At 67.6% G+C, this 20,352-nt stretch carries 23 protein-coding genes; 6 read left to right on the forward strand and 17 right to left on the reverse strand.

Annotated features, from left to right (window positions below):
* Positions 1–9: 9 nt before the first annotated feature.
* Together AB4Y64_RS14850 and AB4Y64_RS14855 are read left to right on the forward strand one after the other, a co-directional pair.
* Complete coding sequence (locus AB4Y64_RS14850; RefSeq protein ID WP_386705023.1) at positions 10–1,047, forward strand: type IV pilus twitching motility protein PilT; 1,038 nt, start codon at positions 10–12, stop codon at positions 1,045–1,047.
* Positions 1,048–1,167: 120 nt separating this feature from the next.
* Positions 1,168–2,313, forward strand: coding sequence for a PilT/PilU family type 4a pilus ATPase (locus AB4Y64_RS14855; RefSeq protein ID WP_441817230.1), 1,146 nt, complete (start codon positions 1,168–1,170; stop codon positions 2,311–2,313).
* A gap of 9 nt (positions 2,314–2,322) precedes the next feature.
* Here the strand turns inward: AB4Y64_RS14855 and AB4Y64_RS14860 are convergent, their stop codons facing one another.
* The gene (locus AB4Y64_RS14860; protein ID WP_441817231.1) at positions 2,323–2,889 is read right to left on the reverse strand and encodes a DNA-3-methyladenine glycosylase I; all 567 of its coding nucleotides are present in this window, start codon (positions 2,887–2,889) and stop codon (positions 2,323–2,325) included.
* A 156-nt stretch (positions 2,890–3,045) separates the two neighbouring features.
* Positions 3,046–4,773 carry a dipeptidyl-peptidase 3 family protein gene (locus AB4Y64_RS14865; RefSeq protein WP_441817232.1) on the reverse strand — a complete coding sequence of 576 codons (1,728 nt, stop codon included), beginning with the start codon at positions 4,771–4,773 and terminating at the stop codon, positions 3,046–3,048.
* Between the two features lie 102 nt (positions 4,774–4,875).
* Here AB4Y64_RS14865 and AB4Y64_RS14870 point away from each other — a divergent pair, with 102 nt between their 5' ends.
* From AB4Y64_RS14870 to AB4Y64_RS14880, 3 genes are read left to right on the forward strand one after another with little or no spacing between them, the layout of a single operon-like run.
* A complete protein-coding gene (locus AB4Y64_RS14870) occupies positions 4,876–5,442 on the forward strand; it encodes a YqgE/AlgH family protein (RefSeq protein WP_441817233.1) in 567 nt (188 codons plus the stop codon).
* Positions 5,442–5,939: a Holliday junction resolvase RuvX gene (ruvX, locus tag AB4Y64_RS14875; RefSeq protein ID WP_441817234.1), complete on the forward strand. Its 498-nt coding sequence runs from the start codon at positions 5,442–5,444 to the stop codon at positions 5,937–5,939. The genes AB4Y64_RS14870 and ruvX overlap by 1 nt, the downstream gene beginning before the upstream one ends.
* Positions 5,936–6,865, forward strand: a complete 930-nt coding sequence (locus tag AB4Y64_RS14880) for an aspartate carbamoyltransferase catalytic subunit (protein ID WP_441817235.1) — start codon at positions 5,936–5,938, stop codon at positions 6,863–6,865. The genes ruvX and AB4Y64_RS14880 overlap by 4 nt, the downstream gene beginning before the upstream one ends.
* A gap of 156 nt (positions 6,866–7,021) precedes the next feature.
* Here the strand turns inward: AB4Y64_RS14880 and AB4Y64_RS14885 are convergent, their stop codons facing one another.
* From AB4Y64_RS14885 to AB4Y64_RS14955, 15 genes are all read right to left on the reverse strand, one after another.
* Positions 7,022–7,816 carry a phospholipase gene (locus AB4Y64_RS14885; RefSeq protein WP_441817236.1) on the reverse strand — a complete coding sequence of 265 codons (795 nt, stop codon included), beginning with the start codon at positions 7,814–7,816 and terminating at the stop codon, positions 7,022–7,024.
* A 61-nt stretch (positions 7,817–7,877) separates the two neighbouring features.
* On the reverse strand, positions 7,878–9,239 hold the full coding sequence (gene mgtE, locus AB4Y64_RS14890) for a magnesium transporter (protein WP_441817237.1): 1,362 nt from the start codon (positions 9,237–9,239) through the stop codon (positions 7,878–7,880).
* A gap of 127 nt (positions 9,240–9,366) precedes the next feature.
* Positions 9,367–11,091, reverse strand: a complete 1,725-nt coding sequence (ptsP, locus tag AB4Y64_RS14895) for a phosphoenolpyruvate--protein phosphotransferase (protein ID WP_441817238.1) — start codon at positions 11,089–11,091, stop codon at positions 9,367–9,369.
* A 108-nt stretch (positions 11,092–11,199) separates the two neighbouring features.
* Positions 11,200–11,469, reverse strand: a complete 270-nt coding sequence (locus AB4Y64_RS14900; protein WP_441817239.1) for an HPr family phosphocarrier protein — start codon at positions 11,467–11,469, stop codon at positions 11,200–11,202.
* A gap of 15 nt (positions 11,470–11,484) precedes the next feature.
* Complete coding sequence (locus AB4Y64_RS14905; protein ID WP_441817240.1) at positions 11,485–11,877, reverse strand: PTS sugar transporter subunit IIA; 393 nt, start codon at positions 11,875–11,877, stop codon at positions 11,485–11,487.
* A 126-nt stretch (positions 11,878–12,003) separates the two neighbouring features.
* Complete coding sequence (locus tag AB4Y64_RS14910) at positions 12,004–12,276, reverse strand: hypothetical protein (RefSeq protein WP_441817241.1); 273 nt, start codon at positions 12,274–12,276, stop codon at positions 12,004–12,006.
* A 208-nt stretch (positions 12,277–12,484) separates the two neighbouring features.
* The gene (rapZ, locus tag AB4Y64_RS14915; RefSeq protein ID WP_441817242.1) at positions 12,485–13,366 is read right to left on the reverse strand and encodes an RNase adapter RapZ; all 882 of its coding nucleotides are present in this window, start codon (positions 13,364–13,366) and stop codon (positions 12,485–12,487) included.
* Positions 13,367–13,414: 48 nt separating this feature from the next.
* Positions 13,415–14,365, reverse strand: coding sequence for an HPr(Ser) kinase/phosphatase (gene hprK / locus AB4Y64_RS14920; protein WP_441817243.1), 951 nt, complete (start codon positions 14,363–14,365; stop codon positions 13,415–13,417).
* Positions 14,366–14,485: 120 nt separating this feature from the next.
* On the reverse strand, positions 14,486–14,812 hold the full coding sequence (gene hpf / locus AB4Y64_RS14925; protein WP_158734200.1) for a ribosome hibernation-promoting factor, HPF/YfiA family: 327 nt from the start codon (positions 14,810–14,812) through the stop codon (positions 14,486–14,488).
* A gap of 170 nt (positions 14,813–14,982) precedes the next feature.
* Positions 14,983–16,401 carry an RNA polymerase factor sigma-54 gene (locus AB4Y64_RS14930; protein ID WP_441817244.1) on the reverse strand — a complete coding sequence of 473 codons (1,419 nt, stop codon included), beginning with the start codon at positions 16,399–16,401 and terminating at the stop codon, positions 14,983–14,985.
* A gap of 93 nt (positions 16,402–16,494) precedes the next feature.
* On the reverse strand, positions 16,495–17,214 hold the full coding sequence (gene lptB, locus AB4Y64_RS14935) for an LPS export ABC transporter ATP-binding protein (RefSeq protein ID WP_441817245.1): 720 nt from the start codon (positions 17,212–17,214) through the stop codon (positions 16,495–16,497).
* Positions 17,214–17,741 (reverse strand): lipopolysaccharide transport periplasmic protein LptA, encoded by a 528-nt coding sequence (gene lptA / locus AB4Y64_RS14940; protein WP_441817246.1) that lies wholly within the window; start codon positions 17,739–17,741, stop codon positions 17,214–17,216. The genes lptB and lptA overlap by 1 nt, the downstream gene beginning before the upstream one ends.
* The gene (gene lptC / locus AB4Y64_RS14945; RefSeq protein WP_441817247.1) at positions 17,722–18,294 is read right to left on the reverse strand and encodes an LPS export ABC transporter periplasmic protein LptC; all 573 of its coding nucleotides are present in this window, start codon (positions 18,292–18,294) and stop codon (positions 17,722–17,724) included. Before lptC ends, lptA begins: the two co-directional genes overlap by 20 nt.
* Positions 18,291–18,872, reverse strand: coding sequence for a KdsC family phosphatase (locus tag AB4Y64_RS14950; protein ID WP_441817248.1), 582 nt, complete (start codon positions 18,870–18,872; stop codon positions 18,291–18,293). The genes lptC and AB4Y64_RS14950 overlap by 4 nt, the downstream gene beginning before the upstream one ends.
* A gap of 6 nt (positions 18,873–18,878) precedes the next feature.
* A complete protein-coding gene (locus tag AB4Y64_RS14955) occupies positions 18,879–19,904 on the reverse strand; it encodes a KpsF/GutQ family sugar-phosphate isomerase (protein WP_441817249.1) in 1,026 nt (341 codons plus the stop codon).
* A 147-nt stretch (positions 19,905–20,051) separates the two neighbouring features.
* Here AB4Y64_RS14955 and AB4Y64_RS14960 point away from each other — a divergent pair, with 147 nt between their 5' ends.
* Positions 20,052–20,294 carry a BolA family protein gene (locus tag AB4Y64_RS14960; RefSeq protein ID WP_441817250.1) on the forward strand — a complete coding sequence of 81 codons (243 nt, stop codon included), beginning with the start codon at positions 20,052–20,054 and terminating at the stop codon, positions 20,292–20,294.
* Positions 20,295–20,352: the final 58 nt, after the last annotated feature.

Here is a 20,352-nt window from a genome sequence, read left to right on the forward strand (position 1 = left end):
GGAGCACGCATGGATATCGCCGAACTTCTGGCGTTTTCGGTAAAGAACAAAGCATCCGACCTGCACCTGTCTGCGGGCCTGCCGCCCATGATCCGGGTCGATGGCGACGTCCGCCGCATCAACATCCCGGCCCTGGACCACAAGCAGGTGCACGCGCTGGTCTACGACATCATGTCGGACAAGCAGCGTCGCGACTTCGAAGAGTTCCTCGAGGTCGACTTCTCCTTCGAGATTCCCGGCCTGGCGCGTTTCCGCGTCAACGCCTTCAACCAGAACCGTGGCGCCGGTGCGGTGTTCCGTACCATTCCCTCGGAAGTGCTGACCCTGGACGACCTGGGTTGCCCGCCGATCTTCCGCGAGCTGATCGACCAGCCGCAGGGCCTGATCCTGGTGACCGGCCCCACCGGCTCGGGCAAGTCGACCACGCTGGCGGCGATGATCGACCACATCAACAAGAACGAATACGGCCACATCCTCTCCGTCGAGGACCCGATCGAATTCGTCCACACCTCGCAGAAGTGCCTAATCAACCAGCGCGAGGTGCACCGCGACACCCACGGCTTCAACGAGGCGCTGCGTTCGGCCCTGCGTGAAGACCCCGACTACATCCTGGTCGGCGAGTTGCGCGACCTGGAAACCATCCGCCTGGCGCTGACCGCCGCGGAAACCGGCCACCTGGTGTTCGGCACCCTGCACACCTCCTCGGCGGCCAAGACCGTCGACCGAATCATCGACGTGTTCCCCGCCGGCGAGAAGCCGATGGTGCGCTCGATGCTGTCGGAGTCGCTGCGCGCGGTGATCTCGCAGGCGCTGCTGAAGAAGGTCGGCGGCGGTCGTACCGCCGCCTGGGAAATCATGGTCGGCATCCCGGCGATCCGCAACCTGATCCGCGAGGACAAGGTCGCGCAGATGTACTCGTCGATCCAGACCGGCCAGCAGTACGGAATGATGACGCTCGACCAGCACCTGCAAGACCTGGTCAAGCGTGGCCTGATCCTGCGTCCGCAGGCACGCGAGTACGCCAAGGACAAGCGTCTGTTCGAATGATCGAGCATCCACTTCTCCCGCCCGCGGGAGAGGGACGGCCGCCGCGGCGGCCAGGGTGAGGGCAGTTCCATCAGTCACACGCCGCACCGGCTGGGGAGCCTGGCGGCACTGGAGTAACGCATGAGCAGCAGCACCGGCGGCAGCATCGATTTCACCTCGTTCCTCAAGCTGATGGCGCATCAGAAGGCGTCGGACCTGTTCATCACCGCCGGCATGCCGCCGTCGATGAAGGTCCACGGCAAGATCTCGCCGATCACGCAGAACCCGCTGACGCCTCAGCAGAGCCGCGACCTCGTCCTCAACGTGATGACGCCGCAGCAGCGCGAGGAGTTCGAAAAGACCCACGAGTGCAACTTCGCGATCGGCGTGGCCGGCGTCGGCCGCTTCCGCGTCAGCTGCTTCTACCAGCGCAACCAGGTCGGCATGGTGCTGCGCCGGATCGAGACCAAGATCCCGACCGTCGAAGAGCTCAACCTGCCGCCGGTGATCAAGACGCTGGCGATGACCAAGCGCGGCATCATCATCTTCGTCGGTGCGACCGGTACGGGTAAGTCGACGTCGCTGGCGGCCATGATCGGCTACCGCAACCTCAACTCGACCGGCCACATCATCACCATCGAGGACCCGATCGAGTTCGTGCACAAGCACGAGGGCTGCATCATCACCCAGCGCGAAGTCGGCATCGACACCGACAGTTGGGACGCGGCGCTGAAGAACACGCTGCGCCAGGCGCCGGACGTGATCATGATCGGCGAGGTGCGTACCCGCGAGGGCATGGACCATGCCATCGCCTTCGCCGAAACCGGCCACCTTGTGCTGTGCACGCTGCACGCCAACAACGCCAACCAGGCGATGGACCGCATCATCAACTTCTTCCCGGAAGACCGCCGCCATCAGTTGTTGATGGACCTGTCGCTGAACCTCAAGGGCGTGGTCGCGCAGCAGCTGATTCCGACGCCGGACGGCAAGGGTCGGCGCGTGGCGATGGAAATCCTGCTCGGCACGCCGCTGGTGCAGGACTACATCCGCGACGGCGAGATCCACAAGATCAAGGAAGTGATGAAGGAGTCCGTGCAACTGGGCATGAAGACCTTCGACCAGAGCCTGTTCGAGCTGTACCAGGCCGGCGAGATCAGCTACGAGGACGCGCTGCGTTACGCCGATTCGCAGAACGAGGTGCGCCTGCGCATCAAGCTGGCCCAGGGCGGCGACGCCAAGACGCTGGCGGCGGGCATGGACGGCATCGAGGTCGCGGAAGTGCGCTGATCGCGGCGATCAATCTTTCCGCCGCCACGGCGGATCCAGCGGCGGCTTGAGCTTGACGATCCGTGCCTGCACCGGACAGCTGTCGCGATGCGCACCGGGCAGGTACCCCAGGCTCATCAGGAACTCGCCGGTGATCTCGCCACCGGTAAACCGGAAGGTCTTCTTGAACAGCTTCACCCAGTCGGCCTTGTCGCGGCGCTTGCCATCGACATGCCGGTTGGCGTCGAGCCACTGCGCGAAGCTTCCGTGCGCCTGGCGCAGTTGCTGGATGACCTTGGCGTTATGGATCGCCGCGTCCACCTTCAGGCGGTTGCGGATGATGCCGGCGTCGTTGAGCAGGCGCGTGCGGTCGGCTTCGCCATAGGCGGCGACTTTGTCGACTTCGAAGCCGTCATAGGCGCTGCGGAAGCCCTCGCGCTTTCGCAGCATCGTTTCCCAGCTCAGGCCGGCCTGGTTGATCTCCAGCACCAGCCGTTCGAACAGGACCGCATCTTCGCGCTGCGGAAAGCCGTACTCGCGGTCGTGGTACGGCCCGTGCAGCGGATGGCCGGGGGCGTGGTCGCAATAGGTGGACATGGTTCTGCGATCAAAGGTCAAGTGGCGCCGTTCGTCCTGAGCGTTGGCGCGAAGCGCCGAAGGCGAAGGATGAGCGGGCGGAAGTGCATCGGATCAACACATCCTTCGACTTCGCGCCCACGGCGCTACGCTCAGGACGAACGGTGAGGGGGGCGGTTATTGCTTCTGCACGTACTGTTCCAGTCCCAGCACGCCGAGCCCCTGCTCGAAGCGGATATCCACCGGAATCTTCGCGTCCTTCAGCCGTCCCAGGTCTGCGGCCAGCTCCGGCTTGATCATGCCCAGCGTCTCGGTCATGCGCTTGGCCTCGGCATAGTCGCCATCGCCCTGCACCTTGAGCAGCTTGGCGCTGAGCGCGTTCATGGCGGCGCGCATCTTCTCGAAATCGACGCGGTAGCGGCCATCCGGGTCGCGGCTGAAGGCGCCCTGCTCGGCGAAGAAATTGAAGCGCACCATGTTGGCCTTGCCGTGCGCGTCGCTGGCGCCAAAGCGCACCGAGCGCAGGATGCCGGCGAGGAAGGTCACATAGCCGTCCTGGAGCTTGCTTTCTTCCAGTTCGCCCTTGCGGCTGAGCGCATCGATCATGTACAGGCCGAGGATGTCTGCCTTGCCTTCCTCGAAGCTCGACGAGTATTCCTTCAGCGCCTCGTCGACCGTGCCCTTGCCGTCGAGGGTCTTCTTGATGCCCAGGCCGTGCGCGACCTCATGGAACATCACGTCCTCGAAGAAGGCGTCGAAGGTGACGTGCTGGAGCTGGTCGGAGGCGATCAGTTCCTTCGCGATCGGGGTGAGGATGGCGTCGAACTTCGCCTTCATCACGTTCTCCAGCTGCAGCCTGCGCGTGCCCTTGGCCAGCTGCACCTCTTCGTCGTTGGGCAGGTTGATGGCGATGGTCTTGGCGGCGACGTTGGCGTTGCCGCCGTAGTAGACGATCTGGTACGCGTTGAGGTCCGCTGCCGAGCCCGGCACTTCGGCCTTGTACTTGCCCTCCACCGGCAGGCCCTTCTGCAGCGCCGGCAGGAAACTGGCGAAGCGGGCGAGCTTGCGGCTCCACTCGATGTCCTTGACCAGCACCAGCCCCTCGTAGGCGGCCTTGTAGCCGAACAGCTGGTCCTCGTAGGTTTCGATCGGCCCGATGACGATGTCGACCGGGTTGGTCTTCATGTCCATCCATGCCATGTCGCTGGGACGGAAGTCGTCGTCCAGCAGCGCCTTGGCGCGCATGCCCAGGTAGTCGGCGAAGCCCTTGTCGGCGCTCAGCGCGGCCGCCTCGCGCAGCAGTGCGGCGGCGCGTTCGAGATCGGCCTGGTAGGCCTGGTGGTAGGGCACCGTCACCAGCTTGCCGTTCTCGCGGCGCAGCAGCGTGTAGTTGGACGTCTTGTCGGGCAACGACGCCGCTTCGAACTCGGCCTTGCTCATGTCGGCCGGATAGAACGGACCGCCCGGCGGGCGCGGACCGATGCCGTCGATCATCGGCGTGTCTTCGTTGAGGCGGTCCCAGGGGCCGAAGTTGATCTCGACCAGTTCACGCGTGGCCGGGTCCGTCGCGCGCGCCAGCAGGGCGGCGCGGTCGCCATCCCAGGACTGCTTCCAGAAGATGTCGTTCATCACTTCGCTGGCCTGAACGAGCTTGGCGATCATGCGCTTGCCGGCATCGTCGAAGGCCGACAGGTCGGCCTTGAGCGGCACCACCGCATAGTCGCCGGCGTGCGCGGCGGCGTAGCCCGCGGCAGGCGTGGCCGCGGCCTGCGCAGCCGGTTTGGCCGGCTCCTGCGGGGCTTGCGGCTTGCAGGCGACGAGGGCCAGGGTGGCCAGGCAGGCGACGGCGAGGCCGCGCAGGCGGAAGGCGTGAAGGGAAGATGCGGTCAGGTTCGAAGCTGTCATGGCGGCGGCCGGCGAGACAGGGAAAGTCGCCATCCTACGCCCGAGCCGGGGCGGCACGCATCGGGAGGCACGCATAAGGAATCGCGGGCTAGAATGTTGGCCATGTCAGTGACTCCCACGCCACTTGCCAACCAGCTGCTGATCGCGCTGCCGGCCCTGGCCGATTCGAACTTCGCGCGCAGCGTCGCGCTGATCTGCCAGCACGATTCCGACGGTGCGATGGGCCTGGTGGTCAATCGTCCCTCCGAGTACACCCTGGGCGAGGTCTTCGGCCAGATGGGCCTGGAAGGCGGCGACCCGTCGCTGCTGTCGCAGATCGTCCTGGCCGGCGGCCCGGTCCACCCCGAACGCGGCTTCGTCCTGCACGACGGCGGCTCGCAGTGGGACTCCACCCTGGCGATCACCGAACGCCTGTTCCTGACCACGTCGCGCGACATCCTCGAAGCGATGGCGCGCGGCGACGGCCCCGACAACGCCATCGTTGCGCTTGGCTGCGCCGGCTGGGGTTCGGGCCAGCTCGAGCAGGAACTGACCGAGAACGACTGGCTGACCGCGCCGGCCGATGCCGAACTGCTGTTCAAGTTGCCGCTGGATGCGCGCTGGCAGGCTGCGGCAGGACGCATCGGCGTCGATTTCGCGTACCTGGCCGACTACTCCGGGCACGCCTGATGGTAGGCGCCGCGGACAAGCCGTCACCGATCCGGCGCGACGGCACCGTGCTCGGCTTCGATGTCGGCGCACGTCGCATTGGTGTCGCCGTCGCCAGCGCGTTCGGTCACGGCGCACGCGCGCTGGCGGTGATCGATGTGCACGGCCACGGCCCCGACTGGGCCGCGATCGACCGGCTGCGCAGCGAGTGGCGGCCCGATGGCCTGATCGTCGGCGACCCGATGAGCCTGGACGGTGGCGATCAGCCCATCCGCCTGCGCGCCCATGCCTTCGCCCGCGAACTGCACGCGCGCTACAAACTGCCGGTGGTGCTGGTGGACGAGCGCATGAGTTCGATCGAGGCCGCACAGCGCTTCGCCTCCGACCGCGCCGAGGGCCGCAAGCGCCGCCGCGACGCCGAGGCACTCGATGCAGTGGCCGCGGCGGTCATCATCGAGCGCTGGCTGGCCGCGCCGGACGACGCCCTCGATCTTTCCCAATTGCACAGCGACCCATGAACGCACCACACACGCACCTGCCGCGCCATCTGCTGACCCTGCACGACCTCGAACGCGGCACGCTCGATGCACTGCTGGTGCGCGCGCAGGCCTTCGCCGAAGGCCATTACGACCGCCGCGCGCTCGACGGCATCGCCGTGTGCACGCTGTTCTTCGAGCCGTCCACGCGCACGCGCATGAGCTTCACGCTGGCGGCGCAGCGGCTGGGCGCGGACGTCATCAACTTCGATGCCTCGACCTCGTCGACGCGCAAGGGCGAGACCGCGCTCGACACGCTCAAGAACCTCGAGGCGATGGGCGTGCGCGGCTTCGTCGTGCGCCACCACGAGGACGGTGCTGTCGCGGGCCTGTCGGCGCACGTCAATGACGGCACCGTGCTGGTCAACGCCGGCGACGGCCGCAGCGCGCACCCGACCCAGGGCCTGCTCGACATGCTGACGCTGCGCCAGGCCAAGGGCGCCGATTTCTCGAAGCTGAAAGTGCTCGTCGTCGGCGACGTGAAGCATTCGCGCGTTGCCCGCTCCGACCTGCAGGCACTGCGCGCGCTGGGCACCGACGACATCCGCGTCTGCGGCCCGGCCTCGCTGCTGCCCGACGACGGCACGCTGCAGGGCTGCAACGTTTCGCATGATCTCGATGCCGCGCTGGAAGGCGTCGACGCCGTGATGATGCTTCGCCTGCAACGCGAGCGAATGGAAGAAGGTCTGATCGCCTCGCTCGACGATTACCATCGCGCCTACGGCCTGACTGCCTCGCGCCTCAAGCGTGCGGCGGGCGACGCCGTGGTGATGCATCCGGGCCCGATCAACCGCGGCGTCGAGATCACCGACGAAGTCGCCGACGGCCCGCAGTCGCTGATCCTGCGCCAGGTGAGCAACGGCGTGGCGGTGCGGATGGCGGTGCTGGAGGCGTTGCTGCGCGGCTGACGGTCCTTCGACTTCGGCGCTGTGCGCCTGCGCTCAGGACGAACGGCGTGTGGTGGTCGCGTGCGCTCAGGACGAACGGTGTGTGGTAACGGTGTGCGGTAGCCGCCGTTGTGACCGTTCGTCCTGAGCGTAGCGCAGCGAAGTCGAAGGAAGCGCCTAACGCCGCCGCTGCGCAAACACCCAAGCCCACAGCTCCGGCATCGCATACGCCCGATCCCACACGTCGTGCCCCACGCCGGCCAGCTCGCTGTAGCGCACATTCGCGCCGACCCGGCGCAGCGCCTCGGCCATGTGCCGTGACTGGTCCGGAGTGACCGCGGCGTCCTCTGCGCCGTGGAAAAGCCACATCGGCAGGTGCTGCAATCGCTGCGCAGCGGCCACGAACGGATCCGGCGCCTGCGCCACGCCCTCGACCTGCAGCCGTTCTGGCACGCCCGGCGGCTGGGTGATGCCGCCGCAGACCGGCACCAGCGCGGCGAATCGCAGCGGCTCCATCAACGCCAGCTCATACACGCCGTAGCCGCCGCGCGACAAGCCGGTCAGGACGATTCGGTCCTTGTCGCCATCGAATTCGCGCACGCTCGCATCGAGCGCGGCCAACGCCATGCGTGCATTGGCGCCGTCCCACGACTGGCCCTCGGGCGACTGCGGCATCACCACGATCGCCGGGAAGTCGGGCAGATGCTTGCGCAGGTACGGCCCCAGGCCCACCTCGGTCTGCTTCCGGTTGTCGCTGCCGCGCTCGCCGGAGCCGTGCAGGAACAGGATCACCGGCGGATGGCGGCCGCCGGCCTGCGCCGAGGGCACGAACACCTGGTAGCGGTGCGTGGCGCCTCCCATCTGCAGCTCGCGCTCGACAAAGCGCCCACCGGCTTCGCGCGCTGGCCGGTGCGCGCAGGCGGTGGTCAGGGCCAGACACAGCAGCACGAACAGTCGGGACACGTTCGACATCGACAAGCCTCCGGATGCGAAGACGCAGCAACGTCAGCAGGGCAGGGCTACCGCAGCAGCGCTAGCGCAGCAGGATGAGCGTCGCCAGGCCGAGGAAGGTGAAGAACCCCATGACGTCGGTAACGGTGGTCAGGAAGATGCCGCTGGCCAGCGCCGGGTCGAAGCCCGCGCGTCGCAGCGTCACCGGCACCAGGACGCCCGCCACTGCCGCGAACAGCAGGTTGAGGGTCAAGGCGACGCCGATCACCAGCGACAGTCCGACACTGTGGAACCAAAGCAGCACGATCAGCGCCAGCAGCGTCCCCAGCACCAGGCCGTTGAGCAGGGCCACGCGCGCTTCCTTCCACAGCAGCGTGCGCACGTTCGCCGCGCCGACCTGGCCCAGGGCAAGCCCGCGCACCATCAGCGCCAGCACCTGGGTGCCGGCGTTGCCGCCCATGCCGGCCACGATCGGCATCAGCACCGCCAGCGCCACCAGCCTGTCGATGGTGTCGGCGAACTCGCCGACCACGCTCGCGGCCAGGAAGGCCGTGCCGAGGTTGATCGACAGCCAGATCAGGCGCCGGCGCATAGCGCGCCAGACCGGGCTGAAGAGGTCTTCGTCCTCGTCCAGGCCGGCCGCGCTAAGGGCCTGATGCTCGGCCTGGTTGCGGATGATGTCGACGACGTCGTCGATGGTGATGCGGCCGAGCAGGATGTTGTTGTCGTCGACCACCGGCGCGCTGAGCCAGTCATGGTCGGAGAACTTGCGCGCGACTTCGTTCGCCGATTCCTCGACGTCGATGGCGCCCTGTTCGTCGTCGATCAGCTTGTTGATCGGCGTGCCCGGTTCGTGCGTCAGCAACGCCGCCAGCGCCAGCCGGCCCAGGTACTGGTGGCGGCGGCTGACCACGTACAGGTGGTCGGTGTGCTCGGGCAGCTCGCCGCGCAGGCGCAGGTAGCGCAGCACGACATCGACCGTGGTGTCGGTGCGAACCGTCACCACGTCGGGGTTCATCAGGCGGCCGGCGGTGTCCTCCGGGTACGACAGCACCTGCTCCAGGCGCTCGCGGTTCTCGCGGTCCATCGACTTGAGGACTTCATCGATGACCGTGTCGGGCAGGTCCTCGACCAGGTCGGCAAGGTCGTCGATTTCCAGGTCGGAGGCCGCGGCGATGATCTCGTCCGGGTCCATCTCCGCCAGCAGGCTCTCGCGCACTTCGTCGCCGACGTGGACCAGCACCTCGCCGTCGTCCTCGGCATCGACCAGGCCCCACACGATCGTGCGCTTGGCCGGCGGCAGCGATTCGAGCAGGTTGCCGATCTCGGCGGGGGAGAGCGTATTGACCAGCCGCCGCACCGGACCCAGGCGACCGCTGTCGAGCGCATCGGAAAGCAGGCGCAGCTGTCGTGCGGTCTTGTCGTGGCGGACGGCTTCGGCCATGCGGGGCTTCCGGTGGCGCATCGCACCACGATGGCGCGACAGGGCTAGGCGTTCATGGCGCGCATTATCGCCCCTGGCGGCCGATAAGCCCACCCCTGCGAATGCGGAGCAGGCGACGCGCCAGCGTCTACACCGCTGGCGCGTTGGCGTGGATCCATTCCTCGATCGCCGTGCGGTCGCGCGCGCGCAGCAGCGCCGCCGCATTGGCCTTCAACTGGCCCAGGTCGCAGTGGCGAATCGTGCGGCGCAGTTCCAGCAGCGTCGCCGGGTGCAGGCTGAACTCGGTCAGGCCCAGCGCCAGCAGCATCGGCGCGAAATGCGGATCGCCGGCCATTTCGCCGCACACCGCGACCGGCTTGCCCTTGGACTCGCCCAGGCGGATCACGTCGCGGACCAGGCGGATCACTGCCGGATGCAACGGCGTGTAGAGATTGACCAGCGCTTCGTTGTTGCGGTCGGCGGCGAGCAGGTACTGGACCAGGTCGTTGGTGCCGATCGACAGGAAGTCGACCGCGCCGATGAAGGTGGGCAGGGCGATGGCTGCCGCCGGCACTTCGATCATCGCGCCCAGCGGCACCTGCTCGGCCACTTCGTGGCCTTCCTCGCGCAGCCGGGCGGTGACGCGCTTGAGCATGCTGCGCACCGCGCGCACCTCTTCGCGGCTGCTGATCATCGGCAGCAGGATGCGCAGCGGACCGTAGCCGGAGGCACGCACCAGCGCACGCAGCTGCGACTCCAGCAGCCCCGCGCGCGCCAGCGACAGGCGAATGCCACGCAGGCCCAGCGCCGGGTTGGGTTCGTCGCGCAGGGCCAGTCCGGTGCGGTCGGCCTTGTCGGCGCCCAGGTCGAGCGTGCGGATGGTCACCGTGCGCCCGGTCATGCCCAGGACGACATCGCGGTAGACGCGGAACTGCTCGTCCTCGTCGGGCAGCTCGTTGCGCTGCAGGAACAGGAACTCGGTGCGGTACAGGCCGACGCCGGCGGCGCCGAGCGCGTGCGCTTCGGCGACATCGTCGCGGGACTCGGCGTTGGCGAACAGCTTGATGTCGACGCCATCGGTGGTCCGCGTCGGCTCGCGCCGCAGGCGGTGCAGCTGCTTGCGCTCGCGGGCGAGCTCGCGGACGCGGCCGCGGTGCGAGCGCAGGTCGTTGGCGTCCGGTTCCAGCACCACCCGGCCACTGGCGCCGTCGACGGCCAGCACGTCGCCATCGTTGATCCGCTGCAGTGCCTGCGCGGCGCCGACCACGTACGGCAGGTGCAGGCTGCGCGCGAGGATCGCGCTGTGCGACAGCACGCTGCCGGCGGTGGTCACGATCGCCATCACGCCCTGTGCCTGCAGCTGCACCAGTTCGGCGGGGGCGACGTTGTCGGTGACCAGGATTTCCCCGGCGACACCGGAGATGCTGCTGTCGTGGCGGTGCAGGGCCGCGTGGACGCGGCCGATGACCTGGTCGATGTCGTCGACGCGGCTGCGGAAATAGGCATCGTCCATGGTCTGGAAGACCGAGGCGATGCGGTCGCGCTGCAGGCGCAAAGCGTAGTCGGCGGAGTAGCGGCCGGTGCGGATCAGCTCGTCCAGGCCGTTGAGCAGTTCCGGGTCGTCGAGCAGCAGGCTGTGCAGGTCGAGGAACTCGCCGACCTCATGCACCAGTGCGCCATGCAGGCGCTCGCGCAGGGCGAACATCTCGTTGCGGACGGTGGCGATGGCGGCGTGCAGACGCGCGACCTCGCCTTCGACGGCCTTGGCGGGAATGTGCTCCTCGAGTACTTCGAGCACGTGCGGCAGGCGGACACGGGCGCGGCCGAGGGCGCTTCCGCGCGATGCACCGTGTCCGTTGAACTCCTGCCTCATTGCGTTGCTCCAGTGGGTGCGGCGATCCAGTCCTCACGCTGGTGAAGCGGGAATACGGCAAGGGCCGCGTCCTCAGTTCCTCATTCCGGTGCCCCGGTCCAGCCTTGCTCAGCTATCTTCGTCGAAGCGCCGCTCGAACAGCGAGATCACAGCTTCCGCGGCGCTGGCCTCGTCCTCGCCCTCGACCCGCAGCTTGACCAGGGTGCCTTGTCCGGCCGCCAGCAACATCACGCCCATGATGCTCTTGGCGTTGACCTCACGACCCTTGGCGGTCAGCGTGGCGCTGCTGCGGAATCCCGACAGTGCCTGCACGAGCTTGGCGGTCGCGCGCGCGTGCAGGCCCAGGCGGTTGGAGACGGTCAGTTCGTGTTCGATCATCGCCGGTTCCTCGCCTCACGCCTCATCCACGATGACGCCGTTGCGCGCACCGGCGGCGGCCACGGCGGGCAGCTCGTCCAGGGTCAGGTCGGCGTAGTTCATCACACGCAGCAGCATTGGCAGGCTCAGCGCGGACACGCGGCGAACCGGAGTGCCCAGGCGGGCGACCTTGGCTGCGAGGTTGCTCGGGGTCGCGCCATACAGGTCGGTCAGCACCAGCACGCCTTCGCCCCCATCGACCCGGCGCAGTGCGGCGCTGGCCAGTGGCAGCAGTGCATCGGGGTCGCCGTCGAACGGGACCTCCAGGGCTTCGGTCTTCAGCGGCAATGGACGCATCAGGCGCCCGGCCACCGCGAGCAGCGCGTTGCCAATGCCTTCATGGGTGATCAGGAGGATGCCGACGGCCATGCGATCAAATTAGCAGAGCCGGGTGACGGGCCGGAAGCGTTGTGCGCAAAAAGAAGCGGCCCGCATTGCTGCGGGCCGCGGTTGGCGGTCGGGGCGACCGCGGGGGCCGTCGCTGGAGCTGGGGGATCAGTGCGACGGCGGGGTGGTGTCGTCCTTCGGCGGGGTCTCCGAGCCTTCCGCGGGCGGGGGTGTCGGCGCGCCGGATTCGGGTGTCGTCGCCGGTGGCGTGGTCGTATCGGCAGGTGGCGCCTCGGCCGGAGGCGGCGTCTCGGGCGGTGGTGTCTCCACGGGTGCCGGCGTAGTGGTTTCGGTCTTCTGGCAGCCACTCATGGCCAGTGCCGTGGACATCAGCACCAGCGCGAGGGCGCCGATTGTCGGATGGGACGGTTTCGATCTCATGAGGGTTGTCTCCGTTTCACGGTGCCGCGCACCGCAACCCGACCGTACCGCCATCGGTGGGAGATGGATGCAAGCAACTCGCAAAATTTTCGTGATGCGCCGTTGCGACGCGATACGAAGTCAGCGGGGATTCACTGGAAGATTCACTGGGGGATTCGCAGGAGGATTCACTGCGCGATCCAGACGCGCCGATGCGCTTGCGGCAGCGTCAGTCGAGTTCGCGGTGGTGCACCGCGACTTCTTCCCAGCCCTGTTTGCGCGCGTGTTCGGCAAGGCGCTCGGCCAGGTATACCGAGCGATGCCGGCCACCGGTGCAGCCGAATGCGATGGTGGCGTAGCTTCGCGTGCTGTCGACATGCAGGCGCGGCAACCAGGTGTCGAGGAACTGGCTGATCTGGTTGGCGAACAGGTTCACATCCGGCTGCGCTTCCAGGTAGTCGCCGATCGCGGCATCGCGGCCCGACAGCGGGCGCAGCACCGGATCCCAATGCGGGTTGGGCAGGGCCCGCGCATCGAACACGAAGTCGGCATCGGCCGGCACGCCGCGCCGGTACGCAAACGATTCGAACAACAACGACATGCCGGTGTCGCCACCGATGCCGAACTCGGTGATGACCTGCCGGCGCAGCTGGTGGACGTTGAGCTCGCTGGTGTCGACGACGGCATCGGCAATCGAGCGCAGCGGCTTGAGCACCTGGCGTTCCAGCGAGATCGCATCGGCCAGCGACAAACCCAGGTGGCTGAGCGGATGGCGACGGCGCGTATCGGCATAGCGCTTGAGCACGACCGCGTCGCAGGCATCGAAGAACACCAGCTTCGGATCCAGGCCGAGCGCACCCACCGCCGACAGCCATTCGGGGATGTTGCTCAGGTCGTTGTGGCGGTTGCGAACATCGATGCTCACCGCGAGCTTGGCCGGCGCGCCCTCGTCGGCGCGCTGCACGCTGGCGACGAACTGCGGCAGCAGGTCTGCCGGCAGGTTGTCGACGCAGAAGTAGCCCAGGTCCTCGAAGGTCTTCAGCGCCACCGACTTGCCCGAACCGGACATGCCGCTGACGATGACCAGGGAAGAGGTGGGTGTTTCGCTCATGGGCCGGAGTCTTTGGTGGTGGCGCGTTGATGGTGGCGTCGCGCGACGTCAGGAGTCGCCGCGTTCGAGGAAATTGCTGTGGCGCGCGATGAACGCCGCCGCCGGGTCCAGGCCTTTCATGCGCAGGCTGTGCAGGCGCGTCGCCGCTTCGGTCAGCACGGCCAGGTTGCGGCCGGGCATGACCGGCAAGGTGATCATCGGAACGTCCAGGTCGAGCACGCGGCGCACGCCGCTGTCGCCGGTGAGGCGCTCGATGCCCATCGGCTTGGGCTCGGTCATCGGCTTGGCCAGGTGCACGATCAGGCGCAGGTACTTGTTGTTCTTCACCGCGGTGTCGCCGAACATCTGGCGGATATTGAGCACGCCCAGGCCGCGCACTTCGAGCAGGTCCTGGAGCATGTCCGGGCACGTGCCGTCGAGCACGTCCGGTGCGATCTGGGTGAACTCCGGCGCGTCATCGGCGACCAGGCGATGGCCGCGCGTGACCAGTTCCAGCGCCAGTTCGCTCTTGCCCGAACCCGACTCGCCGGTGATCAGCACGCCGATCGAATAGATCTCCATGAACACACCGTGCAGCGTCACCCGCGGCGCCAGCGTGCGCGCGAGGTGGTACTGCAGGTGGTTGAGCAGTTCGTGCCCGCGCCGCGGCGACACCCATAGCGGCGTCTGGCTTTCCTGCGCGGCGATGCGCAGGTCTTCCGGGCAGGTCTGGTCCTTGCTGATCACCAGCGCCAGCGGCCGGAACTGGATGATCTTCTCGATCGTCTCCCAGCGCAGGCGCGAATCGAGCGCATCCAGCCAGGCCAGTTCCTCGGTGCCCAGGATCTGCACCTTGTTCGGGTAGATGGCGTTGAGATAGCCGGCGAGCGAGGGCCGCCGCGCCACGGTGTTGACCGACTCCAGCACGCGCCGCTCGCCCTGCTGCCCGGCAAGCCAGCGCAGGCTGAGGCGATCGCGTTGTTGTTCGAACAGTTCCCCTGCGCTGATGCTCGTGCTCATGCGGGCCTCAGGCGAGGTCGTCCGGCGGGCGCAATGCGCCCGCACGAACGGATGTACTGGACAAGGTGCGCGACCGCGGTCGCACTCAACGATTCATCCAGGGGCATGGAGTGGGAAGGGTCAGCCGAAGCTGTCGCTGCGTGCGGCGCTCTCGCCGCGGTGGTGATCGACGACCTTGCTGCGGTGTTCCTTGAGCAGGCGGTCGAGCTTGTCGGAAAGCAGGTCGATCGCGGCATACATGTCGATGGCAGCGGCGTCGGCGTGAAGGGTGCGGCCAGCAATGTTGACGGTGGCCTTGGCGCGGTGATTGGGCTTGTCCAGGCTGAGCTGTGTGCGGACGTCGAAAGCCTGTTCGCAATGCCGTTCCAGTCGGGCCAGCTTGGATTCAACGTAGTCACGCAGAGCCGGTGTGACTTCGATTTGCTGGCCGTAGGTTTCGATACGCATCGGAGACCTCCTTTACGTCGCAACGGGAAGACAGGATGGCACGACCGGTGCGATGTGCAAGTGGCCACCGTTCGCAGTTTGGCCAATGTGGGCCGGAAGGCCTTGATCCGTCGATGGTTTTGGCTGAAACCATCAAACACCCAGCGAATCTTTAACGCGCGCTGCGCAATTCAGCCGATGCGCACGCGGTCCTGCGACGAGGGGATGCTCATGGCCTCGCGGTACTTGGCGACGGTGCGTCGCGCCACTGGCACGCCCGTTGCCTTGAGCGTTTCGGCCAGGCGCGCATCGGACAGGGGCTTGCGCGGGTTCTCGGCCTCGATCAGGCGCCGGATCATCGACTGGATCGCGGTGCTGGACGCTTCGCCGCCCGCGCCCGTATCGATCCCCGAGGCGAAGAAGGCGCGCAATGGCACCGTGCCGCGTGGCGTGCGTGCGTACTTGCGTGCGATTGCGCGCGAGACGGTGGATTCGTGCAGCCCGACTTCGGCCGCGACTTCGCGCAGCGTCAGCGGCCTCAGCGCGCTGTCGCCAAATTCCAGGAACGCCGCCTGTTGCTTGAGCAGGCAACGGGCGACCTTGATCAATGTCTCGCCACGCGCTTCCAGGCTCTTGAGCAGCCAGCGCGCTTCCTGCAGGTGTCCACGCAGATAGCTGGCATCGGTGCCGCTGGCATGGCGCACCATGCTCTCGTAGCCGCGATGGATCGCGATGCGCGGACGCATGCCGTCGGCCAGCGCGACCCGCCACAGGCCGTGCTGGCGCCAGATGACCAGGTCCGGGGCGATGTAGGTGTCGCTGGCGATGGCGCCGATCTGCGCGCCGGGCCGCGGATCGAGCGAGCGCAGCAGGTGCACCGCGGTCTCGACCTCGCCCAGCTCCAGGCGCATCTCGCTGGCGAGGCCGGCGACACCGACTTTCGGCAGCCGCTCCAGCGGGCCGTTGGCCAGCTGGTGGGCCAGGGCCTTGCCCGGGGTTTCGATGGCGAACTGCGCCAGCTGCAGGCGCAGGCATTCGCCCAGGCTGCGCGCACCGACCCCGACCGGGTCGAACTGCTGCACCTGGTGCAGCACGGTGGTGATCTCTTCCTCGCTGGCCTCCACGGCCGGCGCCAGCGATTCGGCGATCGAATCCAGCGGCTCGCGCAGGTAGCCGTCGTCGTCGATGGCTTCGATCAGGGCCACGCCGATCAGGCGGTCGCGCGGCGACAGCGGGCTCAGGTGCAACTGCCACAGCAAATGGTCGTGCAGCGTGTCGGACTCGGCGACCTGTTCGGCAACCGGGGCATCGTCATCGCTGTCGGCCGGGCCGATGCGCTCGTACCAGGGCTCGCCGTCGTTGCTGCCCCATTCGGCCTCGGGCGGCAGGTGCTCGCTGCTGTCTTCGTGCGACGACGAATCGCTTGCGCCATTGCCATTGGTGACGCTGATCGCGACTTCGGTCCAGTCCAGCAGCGGATTGCTCTCCACCGCAGCCGCCAGTTCAGCTTCAAGCTCGACTGCCGACAATTGCAGCAGGCGGATCGCCTGACGCAACTGCGGTGTCATCACCAGCTGTTGTCCTAGTGCGGCTTGGAGGCGGGGCTTCATTGTCTGAGACTAACGCGACCGGGGGAGGTCGACGGCCGTGCCGCGTTCGTCGTGGTGCGCGTGCTGCGCACCACATCCTTCATCGGCTTGAAATCAAAGCCGGAAGGTTTCACCCAGATAAACGCGTCGGACGTCGGGATTTGCAAGCAGCGCGTCGGGTGCTCCCTGCGCGAGCACGCCACCTTCGTTGAGAATATACGCCCGATCGCAAATACCCAAGGTTTCGCGAACGTTGTGGTCGGTGATCAGCACACCGATGCCGCGATTCTTGAGGTGGCGCACGATTCGCTGGATCTCGCCGACCGAAATCGGGTCGACGCCGGCGAAGGGCTCGTCGAGCAGCATCAGCCTGGGCTTGGCCGCGAGCGCGCGGGCGATCTCGACGCGGCGGCGTTCGCCGCCCGAGAGGCTCGCGCCGATCTGGCCGGAGACGTGGGTGACCTGCAGTTCGTCCATCAGGCTGGCCAGTTCGCGCTCGCGCCCGGCCTTGTCGAGGTCCTCGCGCAGTTCCAGCACCAGGCGGATGTTGTCGGCGACGCTGAGCTTGCGGAAGACCGACGGCTCCTGCGGCAGGTAGCCGACACCGTACTTGGCGCGGGCGTACATCGGCTCGGAGGTGATGTCCTTGCCGTCGAGCACGATCTGCCCGGCATCGGCCGGGACCAGGCCGACGATCATGTAGAAGCAGGTGGTCTTGCCGGCGCCATTGGGGCCGAGCAGGCCGACAACCTCGCCGGCATCCAGGGTCAGGGCGAAATCCTTGACGACCTCGCGGGAACGATAGGCCTTGCGCAACCCCTGGGCGACCAGCATCAGCCGCCTCCCTGCGCGTTCTTGGGCATGATCCGGATCTTGACCCGGCCGGCATCCTGGCCGCCGCCCTGCACCTGGCCGGTCTTCATGTTGTAGATCACCCGCTCGCCGGCGATGGAGCCGCTGGGCTGCTGGATGTTGACGCCGCCGGTGAACACGACGATCTCGCTCTTGAGGTCGTAATCGACCTTGCTGGCGACCGCGTTCATGGCCTTGCCGTCGTCGAGCTCCTGCTTGAGCGTGACCGGCGAGCCGGTCAGCACCGCCCGTACCGGGTCGCCGCCGGCGGAATGGATCACGGCCTGGGTGGAGCGGATGTCGAGGGTGCCCTGGGTGATGATCACCCCGCCGCTGAGGGTGGTCGGCTTGCTGTCGTCCATCGAGTAGTCGCTGCGACCGGCATCGATGTCCATCGGCTTGTTGCGATCGCTGGTGCGGGCCAGCACGCAGGCCGGAGCCAGCGCCAGCACGGTCGCCAGCACGGTGGCCAGGCGCAGCATCGGCAGGCTAGCGGACTGAACGGTCATAGCGGGCCTTGACGTCGGATTGAAGGATGATGCGCTTGGCATCGAGGTCGGCTTCCAGCCCTTGGCCGTTCAGTATAAAGCCCGGCTGGGTCACGGTTACCTTCGCGGTCGAAGTGGCGCGCTTGTCGTCCGGGAAAACGTTCAGGTGGTCGGTGGCGATGCTCACCGGCTTGCCGTCGGCATTGTTGCTGAGCGCCTTGACGTCGCCGCGCAGGCGTACCTCGTCGCCTTTTTCGCTGACCCAGCCGGTCTGCGAGCGCACCTCCCACGGGGTCGCCTTGCTTCCGGCCTTGGGCGGGATCACGAACAGCGGCGTGGCGATATCCAGCGTCTTCGCCCGCGGGTCGCGGTCCATCCTCGGGGCCTTCAGGGTAAACGCTTCCTGGCCCTGCTCGTCGAGCACGGTCAGCTCGAAGTCGTGAAGGGTGTAGTCGGGCCGGTTGCTGGCGGCGCTGGAGCGCGTGTCGCGATCGCGCTGCGACCACAGGGCCCAGGTGCTGAGTACCGCGCCGACGAGCAGCAGCAGGAATATCACCAGGCCGCGGCGGGTCATGCGTTGCCCTCGACGCGGACGCCTTCGACCTTGCTGACCTGCGTCAGTAGCGTTTCCGCGTGGCCCTGGGCGGCCAGCAGCAGGTCGCACAGTTCGCGCGCCGCGCCGTGCCCGGCACGGCTGCTGGTGCGCCAGTGCACACGGCCGGCGACCCACGGATGGGCGTTGGCTGGCGCCACCGCCAGGCCGGTCTGCAGCATGACGCGCAGGTCCGGCAGGTCGTCGCCCATGAACGAGACCTGGTCCATGGCGATGCCCAGCCGCGCGGCGATGTCGCGCACGCAGGCGAGCTTGTCCGCCACGGCCGTATGCACTTCGGCGATGCCCAGGTCGGCCGCGCGGCGCTGCGCCACTTCGCTGGCGCGTGCCGTGACGAAGGCGACCGTGATCCCGAACTTCCGCAGCAGCACCAGGCCCTGCCCGTCATGGACGTGGAAGGCCTTGAGCTCGCGACCCTCGCCGTCGAAGTAGAGACGACCGTCGGTGAGCGTGCCGTCGACGTCGAAGCAGGCCAGGCGGATGCGCGTCGCGCGCTCGCGGATGTCGGCCGGATAGTCGTTGAGGTGGCTGTAGGTCATGGGTCCTTAGACCACCCGGGCGCGCAACAGGTCATGAATATTCAGCGCGCCCACGACCCGCCGCGACTCGTCGACCACGAGCAGGCCGCTGATCTTGTGTGCCTCCATCAATTGCGCCGCCTCGACCGCGAGCGAATCGGAATCGATCGTCTTGGGCGAGCGCGTCATGACTTCGGCGATGCGGGTGTGGCGCAGGTCGACGCCGACGTCGTCGAGCGTGCGGCGCAGGTCGCCGTCGGTATAGAGGCCGAGCAGGCGCCCCTCATCGTCGACCACGGCCGTCATGCCCAGGCGCTTGCGGCTCATCTCGATCAGGGCCTCGCTGACGCTGGCGTCTGCGCTGACCTTGGGCACGTCGTCGCCGGCATGCATGATGTCGGCGATGTGCAGCAGCAGCCGTCGGCCAAGCGCGCCGGCCGGGTGCGAGCGGGCGAAATCGTCGGCGGTGAAGCCGCGCGCATCCAGCAATGCCACCGCCAGTGCGTCGCCCAGCGCCAGCGAGGCGGTGGTGCTGGAGGTCGGCGCCAGCGCCAGCGGGCAGGCTTCGGCCGGGACGCTGACGTCCAGGTGCACGTCGGCCTCGCGCGCCAGCGAGGACTGCGGACGGCCGGTCATGGTGATCAGCTTGTTGCCTTGGCGCTTGAGCACCGGCAGCAGCATCAGCACTTCGTCGCTCTCGCCCGAGTAGGACAGCGCCAGGACCACGTCGACGTCGGTGATCATGCCCAGGTCGCCGTGGCCGGCCTCGCCCGGGTGGACGTAGAAGGCCGGGGTGCCGGTCGAGGCCAGGGTGGCGGCGATCTTGCGGGCGATGTGGCCGGACTTGCCCATGCCGGTGCAGACCACGCGGCCGCTGGAGGCCAGGATCAGCTTGCAGGCCGCGCTGAAGTCGCCATCGATTCGCTCGGCCACGGCGGCGAGCGCCTGCGCCTCGATCTCGAACACGCGGCGGCCGCTGGCGGCGAGCTGCGCCGGATCATCGGCATACGGCTGGATGGGGTGGGGCTGGGCAGGGGTCGGGACGCTTGCCATTTCGGACCGGGGGCCTTTCCGCTAGGCTAATCCATCAATTCTATGCGGTTCATCCGCCAAAAGCCCGTCAAGCCCGGGCTCCCGCCCACCGCGAGACCGCGCGCAGCCCCGCTGCCGCAGGCCGCATGCACTCCGAGGCCCTGCTACGTGAATCCCGAGACCATCCGCCAGCTGATCGAACAGGGCCTGCCGGGCTCGCGCGCCGACGTGCGCGGCGACGACGGCGTCCATTTCGAGGCCACCGTAGTGGCCGAGGCGTTCCGCGGCAAGCTTCCGCTGGCCCGCCATCGACTGGTCTACGCGACCCTGGGCGAGCGCATGGGCGGCGAGATCCACGCGCTGGCGCTGAAGACGGTTACACCCGAAGAGGCCGGCCAACAATCCAGTTGATCGGCTGATCGGCTGCCTCTCCAGAATCCACACATCCAGACCTAGACCCAGACCCAGA

This window comes from Lysobacter sp. TAF61, assembly GCF_052113485.1.
GTDB lineage: Bacteria > Pseudomonadota > Gammaproteobacteria > Xanthomonadales > Xanthomonadaceae > Lysobacter_J.

What these genes read in the sequence shown, in the direction of transcription:
- AB4Y64_RS14850 (WP_386705023.1), top strand. Translation starts at nt 10, where the DNA reads ATGGATATCGCCGAACTTCTGGCGTTTTCGGTAAAGAACAAAGCATCC.
- mgtE (WP_441817237.1), bottom strand. Translation starts at nt 9,239, where the DNA reads ATGGCCGAAGCCGTCCGCCACGACAAGACCGCACGACAGCTGCGCCTG.
- AB4Y64_RS14950 (WP_441817248.1), bottom strand. Translation starts at nt 18,872, where the DNA reads ATGACCTACAGCCACCTCAACGACTATCCGGCCGACATCCGCGAGCGC.
- ptsP (WP_441817238.1), bottom strand. Translation starts at nt 11,091, where the DNA reads ATGAGGCAGGAGTTCAACGGACACGGTGCATCGCGCGGAAGCGCCCTC.
- lptC (WP_441817247.1), bottom strand. Translation starts at nt 18,294, where the DNA reads ATGACCCGCCGCGGCCTGGTGATATTCCTGCTGCTGCTCGTCGGCGCG.
- AB4Y64_RS14870 (WP_441817233.1), top strand. Translation starts at nt 4,876, where the DNA reads ATGTCAGTGACTCCCACGCCACTTGCCAACCAGCTGCTGATCGCGCTG.
- AB4Y64_RS14885 (WP_441817236.1), bottom strand. Translation starts at nt 7,816, where the DNA reads ATGTCGAACGTGTCCCGACTGTTCGTGCTGCTGTGTCTGGCCCTGACC.
- AB4Y64_RS14955 (WP_441817249.1), bottom strand. Translation starts at nt 19,904, where the DNA reads ATGGCAAGCGTCCCGACCCCTGCCCAGCCCCACCCCATCCAGCCGTAT.
- AB4Y64_RS14905 (WP_441817240.1), bottom strand. Translation starts at nt 11,877, where the DNA reads ATGGCCGTCGGCATCCTCCTGATCACCCATGAAGGCATTGGCAACGCG.
- hprK (WP_441817243.1), bottom strand. Translation starts at nt 14,365, where the DNA reads ATGAGCACGAGCATCAGCGCAGGGGAACTGTTCGAACAACAACGCGAT.
- hpf (WP_158734200.1), bottom strand. Translation starts at nt 14,812, where the DNA reads ATGCGTATCGAAACCTACGGCCAGCAAATCGAAGTCACACCGGCTCTG.
- AB4Y64_RS14855 (WP_441817230.1), top strand. Translation starts at nt 1,168, where the DNA reads ATGAGCAGCAGCACCGGCGGCAGCATCGATTTCACCTCGTTCCTCAAG.
- AB4Y64_RS14900 (WP_441817239.1), bottom strand. Translation starts at nt 11,469, where the DNA reads ATGATCGAACACGAACTGACCGTCTCCAACCGCCTGGGCCTGCACGCG.
- AB4Y64_RS14865 (WP_441817232.1), bottom strand. Translation starts at nt 4,773, where the DNA reads ATGACAGCTTCGAACCTGACCGCATCTTCCCTTCACGCCTTCCGCCTG.
- AB4Y64_RS14860 (WP_441817231.1), bottom strand. Translation starts at nt 2,889, where the DNA reads ATGTCCACCTATTGCGACCACGCCCCCGGCCATCCGCTGCACGGGCCG.
- AB4Y64_RS14910 (WP_441817241.1), bottom strand. Translation starts at nt 12,276, where the DNA reads ATGAGATCGAAACCGTCCCATCCGACAATCGGCGCCCTCGCGCTGGTG.
- lptA (WP_441817246.1), bottom strand. Translation starts at nt 17,741, where the DNA reads ATGACCGTTCAGTCCGCTAGCCTGCCGATGCTGCGCCTGGCCACCGTG.
- ruvX (WP_441817234.1), top strand. Translation starts at nt 5,442, where the DNA reads ATGGTAGGCGCCGCGGACAAGCCGTCACCGATCCGGCGCGACGGCACC.
- AB4Y64_RS14930 (WP_441817244.1), bottom strand. Translation starts at nt 16,401, where the DNA reads ATGAAGCCCCGCCTCCAAGCCGCACTAGGACAACAGCTGGTGATGACA.
- rapZ (WP_441817242.1), bottom strand. Translation starts at nt 13,366, where the DNA reads ATGAGCGAAACACCCACCTCTTCCCTGGTCATCGTCAGCGGCATGTCC.
- lptB (WP_441817245.1), bottom strand. Translation starts at nt 17,214, where the DNA reads ATGCTGGTCGCCCAGGGGTTGCGCAAGGCCTATCGTTCCCGCGAGGTC.
- AB4Y64_RS14880 (WP_441817235.1), top strand. Translation starts at nt 5,936, where the DNA reads ATGAACGCACCACACACGCACCTGCCGCGCCATCTGCTGACCCTGCAC.